We start from the raw sequence: 7,040 nt of genomic DNA, 5'->3' as shown, positions 1-7,040 counted from the left end.
GCCGGGGGCGCGGGGCGCGCGGCGAGCCTCACCGGGACGACCGGACGCGGTGCGCCGCCGAACGTGGCCTTTCCTCCGGCGGCGAGGAGCAGGGAGAGCGCGACCGCGTGCACCCCCGCCGAGAGCGCGAGCGCCTGAACCTCGCCCGCGCGGGGAAGCCTGACGGTCACCCGAACCAGCGTCCGGCCCAAGGTGTCACCGTTCCGTGCGGGAGGCGGGCAGCGGTTCGGTCACGAGCGCGACGCGGGCGATCCCGCCGGTTCGCAGGGCGTCCATCGCCGCGAGAACCCGGCCGTAGGGGACCGACGCATCGCCTTCGAGGTAGACCGCCACCCCCGGCCGGCCGCCGGCCGCCTCGTTGACCTTCTCCACCAGCAGCGCGTCGACCACGGGACGCCCGTCCACGAGGAACTGCCCCCGGCGATCGATCGTCACCGTGACCCGGTCCTCCTCGATCACCTCGGCCGAGGCCGCCTGGGGGAGAGCGATGTCGATCCCTCTGGTGAGCATCGGCGCCGAAACCATGAAGATGATGAGCAGGACCAGCATCACGTCCACGAGAGGGGTGACGTTGATCTCCGCCAGCGCCCCCCGCTCGGGCCGGCCGCCGCCGCCCGCCATGATCAGCCGACCCGGCGGCGGCGCTTCTGCAGGAGATGGGTGAAGTCGTACTGGAACTCTTCCATCTCGATGCTCATGGTGCGCACCTGCCGCAGGAACGAGTTGTACGCCACGGCCGCCGGGACGGCGGCGAGCAGCCCGGCGGCGGTCGCGATCAGCGCCTCGGCGATTCCCGGAGCGTAGGCCTCCAGACTGGCGGCGCCGGTGTACCCGATGCGGTGGAAGGCCTCCATGATCCCCCACACCGTCCCGAACAGGCCGACGAAGGGGGCCGTGCTGGCCGTGGTGGCGAGGAACGTCAAGGACCGCTCGAGGGTGCGCGTGTTCGCGGCCGCCGTCCGCGCCATCATCCGCTCGACGTCCTCGATCGCGTCGGCGTCCAGCACCCGCCCCACCCCGGCGCCCTGCTCGAGCGAAAGCTCGGAGACCTCGTGGAAAGCGGCCTTGAACAAGGCGACGACGGGAGAGCGGTGCCAGTGCTCGGCGGCGTCGCGAAGTTCGGCCAAGCGCGCACCGCCGTGGAACCGGGCGAGGAAGGCGCGCGTTTCCCGGTTGGCGATGCGGAAGGTGCGGCCGCGCTCGAGGATGATGCCCCAGCAGATCACCGACGCGGCGAGGAGGATCAGCAGGACCAGCTTGCCCACCGGCCCCGTCTGCAGCACGAGATCGACGACGCTGGCGCCGCCGAGACCGGCGCCCACGGGCAACGTCACGGCGTGCCTCCGGACCGCGCGCGGGCGGCGCGGGTGGAACCGGGCCGCAACGTAGCACGCGACCGGCGACGGCGGCAACGTCGCGCCCCGGCGTTCAGCCGGGAAGGGGCTCGATGCACGAGGGATCGTCGTGACGGGGGTCGTTCACCCGGCGCGAGACCGGAACCCGCTGGAGGGCCAGGGGCGGCGGGGCGGCGACCAGCTCGGCCAACAGTTCCGTCCCCGGCCGGGACGGATCGAGCCAGCGCTCGAACAGGCCCGGGGGAACGATGACCGGCATGCGCGGATGGACCGCCCCCACGACCTCGTCGGCCGGGCGCGTCAGGATCGCGCAAGTTTCGATCGCGGCGTCTTCGTCGGTTTCCGGGGGTCGCCACCGCTCCCAGAGTCCCGCGAAGGCGAACGGCTCCCCGCCCGGCGCGCGGAAGAGGTACGGCTGTCGCCCGCCGGCACCTCCGCTCCACTCGTAGAAACCGTCGGCCGGCACGAGGCAGCGCCGGGCGCGCACGGCGGCGCGGAACGCGGGCTTCTCGGCGGCGGTTTCGGCCCGGGCGTTGATCATGCGGTTCCCGACGGCGGGATCGCGAGCCCACCGGGGCACCAGCCCCCACCGGAGCGGAACGAGCTCGCGCTCTTGTGCGGAAGAGAGGCGGCAGGCGAGGACCGGCTGGGAGGGGGCGATGTTGTAGCGGGGTCGCGCCCACTCCTCGGGGACGGGAACGTCCAGCAGGCGCTCGAGCGCCTCCGGGGAGGCCGCGAGCACGAAGCGACCGCACATCTCGGGCTCCTCGCCGGCGGGGACGCGGCCGGGGGCGGAGGATAGAATAGCCGAGCGCCCCGGGCGGGGCGCCGGGGACGGGTCGATGACCGACGAGCTCAAGACGGCGTACGAGCTGGCGATGGAGCGTCTCCGGGCGCGCGGAGAGGGGAGCGGGCCCCCTCTCAGCGACGATCAGAAGCGCCGCATCGCGGAGGTCCGGCGGGAGATCCGCGCGAGGCTCGCCGAACTCGAGGTGCTCCACCGGACCGCGGTGGAGGCGGCTCGGGCGAAGGGGGACGCCGAAAAGCTCGAGCGTCTGGTTTCCGAGTACGAGAGCGAGCGCCGCGCCCTGCTCGAGAAGGAGGAGCGAGAGGTGGCGGCGATCCGTGCCGAGAGCGGCGCGTGACGGAGCGGACCTGTTTCGCCGCCGGATGCTGGTTCGCGGCGGCGGCGGTCGCGGCCGGCGCGTTCGCGGCGCACGGGCTGGGGGACGGAGCCTCCGCGGAGCTGTTCCGTACCGCGTCGCGCTACCAGATCGTCCACGCCCTCGCCCTGATCGCGCTCGCCAGCCCGTGGGCGCGGCGGACGGCCGGGCGCGTGGCGGGTCCCGCGGCGTGGGCCTTCGCCGCCGGGGTGGTCCTCTTTTCGGGAAGCCTGTACCTGCTCGGCCTCGGCGCACCTCGATGGGTCGGCATGGTGACCCCGGCCGGCGGGCTCGCCTTCATCGCTGGTTGGTGTGCCCTCGCCCTCGGCGCGCGCCGGACCGGCCGCGGTTGACCGCGTTCCCGGCCGGGTGATAACCTCGCGTGGCCGAAATCTCCCGGAACAAGCCGTTTCGCGCCGGATTCCCGACAGCCGCGTGGGCCGAGCATGCTGCGTGAACTGCGCATCGAGAACCTGGTTCTGGCGCGGCGGGTGGAGTTGTCCTTCTCCCCCGGCCTGAACCTGATCACCGGCGAGACGGGTGCCGGAAAGTCGCTCCTCGTCGGAGCGCTCGCGCTGGCGCTCGGGGGCCGCGGCGAAGCGTCTATGGTGCGCCAGGGGGAAGAACGCGCCGTGGTCGAGGCGCTGTTCGACCTTTCCGGCCGTCCCGATCTCGTCCGCAGACTCGCCACCGCCGGCTACGATCCCCGGGGGGACGAACTCCTGATCCGGCGGGAGATCGGCGCCGAGGGGCGTTCCCGGGCGCTGATCGGCGGCTCGACCGTGACGCTGTCCCTCCTGCGCGAGCTGACGGCCGGTCTCGTCGAAATGCACGGGCAGCACGAGCAGCAATCGCTGCTGGCGCCGGAGAACCACCGGGAGATTCTCGACCGCTTCGCGCGGCACGGTGCGCTGCTCGAGCGGACGCGACGGGCGTTCGGGGAGCTCCGGGAGTGCGAAGCCCGGCTGAAGGAGCACCGGGAGCGGGCCGCTGCGCGCGAGGCCCGGCGTGAGCTGATCGAGTACCGCCTGGCGGAGCTGGAGGCCGTCGCGCCCAAGCCGGGCGAAGAGGAGGAACTGCGGAGAGAGCGCGAGCGGCTCCGTCACGCGGAGGAGATCGGGGAGGCGCTCGCGGCGGCGCTCCAGCTCCTCTACGAGGGAGAGGGATCGGCGACGGAGAAGATCCACGCCGCGGCCCGGCGGCTGCACCGCCAGGCCGACCGCGGGGAGCAGTTCGCGGAGCTGGCGGACCGGCTGGACGACGTGCGCGCCCAGGTGGACGAGATCGCCGCCGACCTGCGCAGCGCCGCCTCCGAGATCGCCCCCGATCCCGAGCGCCTCGCGGAGGTGGAGGACCGCCTCCACCGTCTCGACAAGCTCCGGCGGCGATTCGACGGCGCACCGCTCGAGGATCTGATCGCCCAGGGCGAGGCGCTGCGCCGCGAGTTGGCCGAACTGGAGGGAGCGGAAGAGTCGGCCGCCCAGCTCGCCGAGCAGAGGCAGTCGGCGGCGGCCGCTTACCTCGCCGCCGCGCGCGAGCTGCACGAGAGCCGGCGCCGGGCTGCGGGCGAACTGGAGCGCAAGGTGGCGTCGCTCCTCGAGGAGCTGGCGATGCCGAAGGCGCGGCTGGAGGTGCACGTGACGCCGCGCCCGGGACTGGAGGACGACCCCGGCGCGATCGACGCTTCCCGGATCGCCGCCGACGGGCTCAGCGGGGTCGAGTTCCATCTGCGGGCCAACCCCGGAGAGCCCGCGCGCCCGCTCCGGAAGGTCGCTTCGGGCGGGGAACTCAGCCGGCTCATGCTCGCCCTCGACGTGGCCCTCGAGGGCGAACTTCCGCCGCGCACGCTTCTGTTCGACGAGGTCGATCAGGGGCTCGGGGGGCAGGCGGCCGACCGCCTCGGCGAGTTCCTGTCGCGCGTTTCGCGGCACCACCAGGTCATCTGCATCACCCACCTTCCGCAGGTGGCTTCGCGCGCCGACACCCACGTGACGGTGACGAAGAAGCAGCGATCGGGGCGGACGGTGGCGGTGGTCAAGACGCTCACCGATCTCGACGAGCGCGTCGAAGAGGTGGCCCGGATGCTCGCGGGAAGCGTCGTGACCGACACCGCGCGCCGGCACGCCGAGGCGATGATCCGCGGGGAGGCGGGCGGTCCGGGCCGGAGCCGAGGGGTGGCCCGGTGAGCGGGAGCGGCTTGAAGGCGGTCTACCCCGGTTCGTTCGATCCGGTGACCATGGGCCACCTCGATCTGATCCGGCGGGCGTCCGATCTGTTCGGCTCCCTCGTGGTGGCGGTTCTCGAGAACACGGCGAAGACGCCGATGTTCGGTGCCGAGGAGCGGCGCGCCATGATCGAGGAGGCGGTCCGGGAGGCGGGCCTGCAGCGCGTGGAGGTCGCTTCCTTCGACGGGCTGCTTTCCGACTTCGCCCGGCAGGTCGGCGCGCGCGTGATCGTGCGCGGCCTCCGGGCGGTCAGCGACGTGGAGTACGAGCTCCAGATGGCGTTGATGAACCGCCGGCTCAACCCTCGGCTCGAGACCCTCTTCCTCACCGCGGGGGAGGAGGTCTCCTTCATCTCGTCGCGGCTCGTGCGCGAGATCGTGCAGCTCGGAGGGGACGTGTCCGGGCTGGTGCCTCGGCCCGTGGCGGAGCGGCTGGCCCGCCGGTTCGGGCCGGGAAAGGCGCGGGGATGAGCCGGAGGCTCTCGCGGCGCCTGTCCGCGATCGCGCCCTCGCCCACGCTCGCGATCAAGGCGGAGGCCGAACGCCTGCGCGCGTCGGGGGTGGACGTCGTGGACTTCGGTCCGGGCGAGCCGGACCTTCCCAGCCCCGAGGCGGTCAAACGGGCCGGCATCGAGGCGATCGAGAACGACTTCACGCACTACACGGTCGCCGCCGGAATCCCCGAGCTCCGCCAGGCGATCGCGGCTCACTACTCCGGACGGGCGGGCGTTCCGGTGGACGCCCGGGAGGTCATCGTCGGAGCGGGGGGGAAGTCGGTGCTCTTCCTCGTGATGCTGGCCCTCCTCGATCCGGGCGACGAGGTCGTCATTCCCGCTCCCTACTGGGTCTCCTTCCCGGAACAGGTGAGGCTCGCCGGCGCCCGGCCGGTGCCGGCGGCGCTCGACCCGGGCGACGGGTTCACCATCCGGGCGGAGCTCCTCGAGCGCGTGCTCACACCTGCGACGCGCATGCTGCTGCTCAACTCCCCCGCCAACCCGAGCGGAGCCGTCCTGCCTCCCGGGGAGGCGCGGAAGATCGTCGAGCTGGCCGTGGAGCGCGACCTGTGGGTCGTCAGCGACGAGACCTACGAGAGTTTCGTCTACGAGCAGGAGGGGGCGGCCAGCCTGCTCGCCCATCGCCCGGAACTGGGAGACCGGCTCGTCTTCGTCTCGGCGTTCTCGAAGAGCTGGGCGATGACGGGCTGGCGGATCGGTTATGCGATCGCCGCTCCCGAGGTGATCTCGGCGGTGGTCACGTTGCAAAGCCACGACACGACCCACGCCTCGTCGGTGTCGCAGAAAGCGGCGCTGGCGGCCTTGAGCGGGAGCGCCGCATCGGAGCCGGCCCGCACGCGGGAGATCTACCGCCGGCGGCGCGACCGTCTCGTGGCCGGGCTGCGCGCGATTCCGGGGGTGTCGTGCCCCGTGCCCAGGGGAGCGTTCTACGTGTTTCCCGACGTGCGCGAGCTCGCGAGGAGGCGCGGTTTCGCCACCACGAAGGAACTGTGCGAGGCCCTCATCAGGGAGCAGGCCGTCGCCACGGTCCCCGGGGAGGCCTTCGGGGTTCCGGGGCACATCCGCCTTTCGTACGCCTGCAGCACCGAGGCGATCGACGAGGGGCTCGCGCGCCTGCGCGCCTTTGCCGGGGCGTGAGGCCGCCGCGCGGGGACGGACCGGCCTACAATGGCGGCGTGAGAGGCTCCGCCGGACATCTCCTGCTCGCTGCGGCCCTCGCGGCCGCGCCGGCGGTCGCCGCCGCACCCCCGGGGGCGGCGCCGCGGGTTCGCGTGCACCGGATCACCGGGGTCATCCACGGCGTCACGGCGTCGATCCTCGAGCGCGCCATCGACGAGGCCGCCCGGGAGGGTGACGCCCTGCTGCTGTTGGAGCTGGACACTCCCGGGGGGGTGGTCGGCCCGGCCGAGCGGATGGTTCAGGCGATCCTCGGCAGCGAGGTTCCCGTGTGCGCCTACGTGAGCCCGAGCGGCGCGCACGCGGCATCGGCCGGCTTCATGCTGCTCCTGGCCGCCGACGTGGCGGCGATGGCCCCGGTGACGCGGACGGGGGCGGCGCATCCGATCATGGCGGGCGGGGAGAACCGCGAGGGCGACCTCGCGCTCAAGAAGGCCGCCCAGGATCTGGCGGCCCTGATGCGCGCCGCGGCACGCCAGCGGGGCCGGCCCGAAAAGCTGGCGGAAGCGGCGGTGCTCGAGGCGAAGAGCTGGTCCGCCGAGGAGGCGCTGGAGGCCGGCCTGATCGACCTCGTGGCCAGCAGCCGAGAGGAACTCCTGGAGGCGCT

10 protein-coding genes are annotated in these 7,040 nt (G+C 73.2%); 6 read left to right on the top strand and 4 right to left on the bottom strand.

The window, feature by feature from the left end; all coding sequences use genetic code 11:
* The 4 genes from D6718_10780 to D6718_10765 all read right to left on the bottom strand — a co-directional run.
* Nucleotides 1-191: hypothetical protein (locus D6718_10780; GenBank protein RMG43991.1), on the bottom strand; the 191-nt coding region annotated here is incomplete at its 3' end.
* Between the two features lie 4 nt (nucleotides 192-195).
* Nucleotides 196-621 carry a biopolymer transporter ExbD gene (locus D6718_10775; GenBank protein RMG43990.1) on the bottom strand — a complete coding sequence of 142 codons (426 nt, stop codon included), beginning with the start codon at nucleotides 619-621 and terminating at the stop codon, nucleotides 196-198.
* Nucleotides 622-623: 2 nt separating this feature from the next.
* Nucleotides 624-1,460 (bottom strand): hypothetical protein, encoded by an 837-nt coding sequence (locus tag D6718_10770; protein RMG43989.1) that lies wholly within the window; start codon nucleotides 1,458-1,460, stop codon nucleotides 624-626.
* Entirely contained in the window at nucleotides 1,429-2,112 is a 684-nt protein-coding gene (locus D6718_10765) for an SOS response-associated peptidase (protein ID RMG43988.1), read from the bottom strand. Before D6718_10765 ends, D6718_10770 begins: the two co-directional genes overlap by 32 nt.
* A gap of 85 nt (nucleotides 2,113-2,197) precedes the next feature.
* Here D6718_10765 and D6718_10760 point away from each other — a divergent pair, with 85 nt between their 5' ends.
* The 6 genes from D6718_10760 to D6718_10735 all read left to right on the top strand — a co-directional run.
* Nucleotides 2,198-2,500 carry a hypothetical protein gene (locus D6718_10760; GenBank protein ID RMG43987.1) on the top strand — a complete coding sequence of 101 codons (303 nt, stop codon included), beginning with the start codon at nucleotides 2,198-2,200 and terminating at the stop codon, nucleotides 2,498-2,500.
* Nucleotides 2,497-2,871 carry a DUF423 domain-containing protein gene (locus D6718_10755; protein RMG43986.1) on the top strand — a complete coding sequence of 125 codons (375 nt, stop codon included), beginning with the start codon at nucleotides 2,497-2,499 and terminating at the stop codon, nucleotides 2,869-2,871. Before D6718_10760 ends, D6718_10755 begins: the two co-directional genes overlap by 4 nt.
* Before the next feature lie 93 nt (nucleotides 2,872-2,964).
* Nucleotides 2,965-4,704 (top strand): DNA repair protein RecN, encoded by a 1,740-nt coding sequence (gene recN / locus D6718_10750; protein RMG43985.1) that lies wholly within the window; start codon nucleotides 2,965-2,967, stop codon nucleotides 4,702-4,704.
* Between the two features lie 11 nt (nucleotides 4,705-4,715).
* Nucleotides 4,716-5,213: a pantetheine-phosphate adenylyltransferase gene (locus tag D6718_10745; protein RMG43992.1), complete on the top strand. Its 498-nt coding sequence runs from the start codon at nucleotides 4,716-4,718 to the stop codon at nucleotides 5,211-5,213.
* Nucleotides 5,210-6,394 (top strand): pyridoxal phosphate-dependent aminotransferase, encoded by a 1,185-nt coding sequence (locus D6718_10740; GenBank protein RMG43984.1) that lies wholly within the window; start codon nucleotides 5,210-5,212, stop codon nucleotides 6,392-6,394. The genes D6718_10745 and D6718_10740 overlap by 4 nt, the downstream gene beginning before the upstream one ends.
* The coding region (locus tag D6718_10735; protein RMG43983.1) for a nodulation protein NfeD at nucleotides 6,391-7,040 on the top strand (650 nt) is incomplete at its 3' end. The genes D6718_10740 and D6718_10735, both read left to right, overlap by 4 nt.

It is taken from the genome of Acidobacteriota bacterium (assembly GCA_003696075.1).
GTDB lineage: Bacteria > Acidobacteriota > Polarisedimenticolia > J045 > J045 > J045.
Note: the sequence above shows the minus strand (reverse complement) of the source record. Positions and strands in the feature narration are given on the sequence as shown.

What these genes read in the sequence shown, in the direction of transcription:
- D6718_10775 (RMG43990.1), bottom strand. Translation starts at nt 621, where the DNA reads ATGGCGGGCGGCGGCGGCCGGCCCGAGCGGGGGGCGCTGGCGGAGATC.
- D6718_10765 (RMG43988.1), bottom strand. Translation starts at nt 2,112, where the DNA reads ATGTGCGGTCGCTTCGTGCTCGCGGCCTCCCCGGAGGCGCTCGAGCGC.
- D6718_10760 (RMG43987.1), top strand. Translation starts at nt 2,198, where the DNA reads ATGACCGACGAGCTCAAGACGGCGTACGAGCTGGCGATGGAGCGTCTC.
- recN (RMG43985.1), top strand. Translation starts at nt 2,965, where the DNA reads ATGCTGCGTGAACTGCGCATCGAGAACCTGGTTCTGGCGCGGCGGGTG.
- D6718_10740 (RMG43984.1), top strand. Translation starts at nt 5,210, where the DNA reads ATGAGCCGGAGGCTCTCGCGGCGCCTGTCCGCGATCGCGCCCTCGCCC.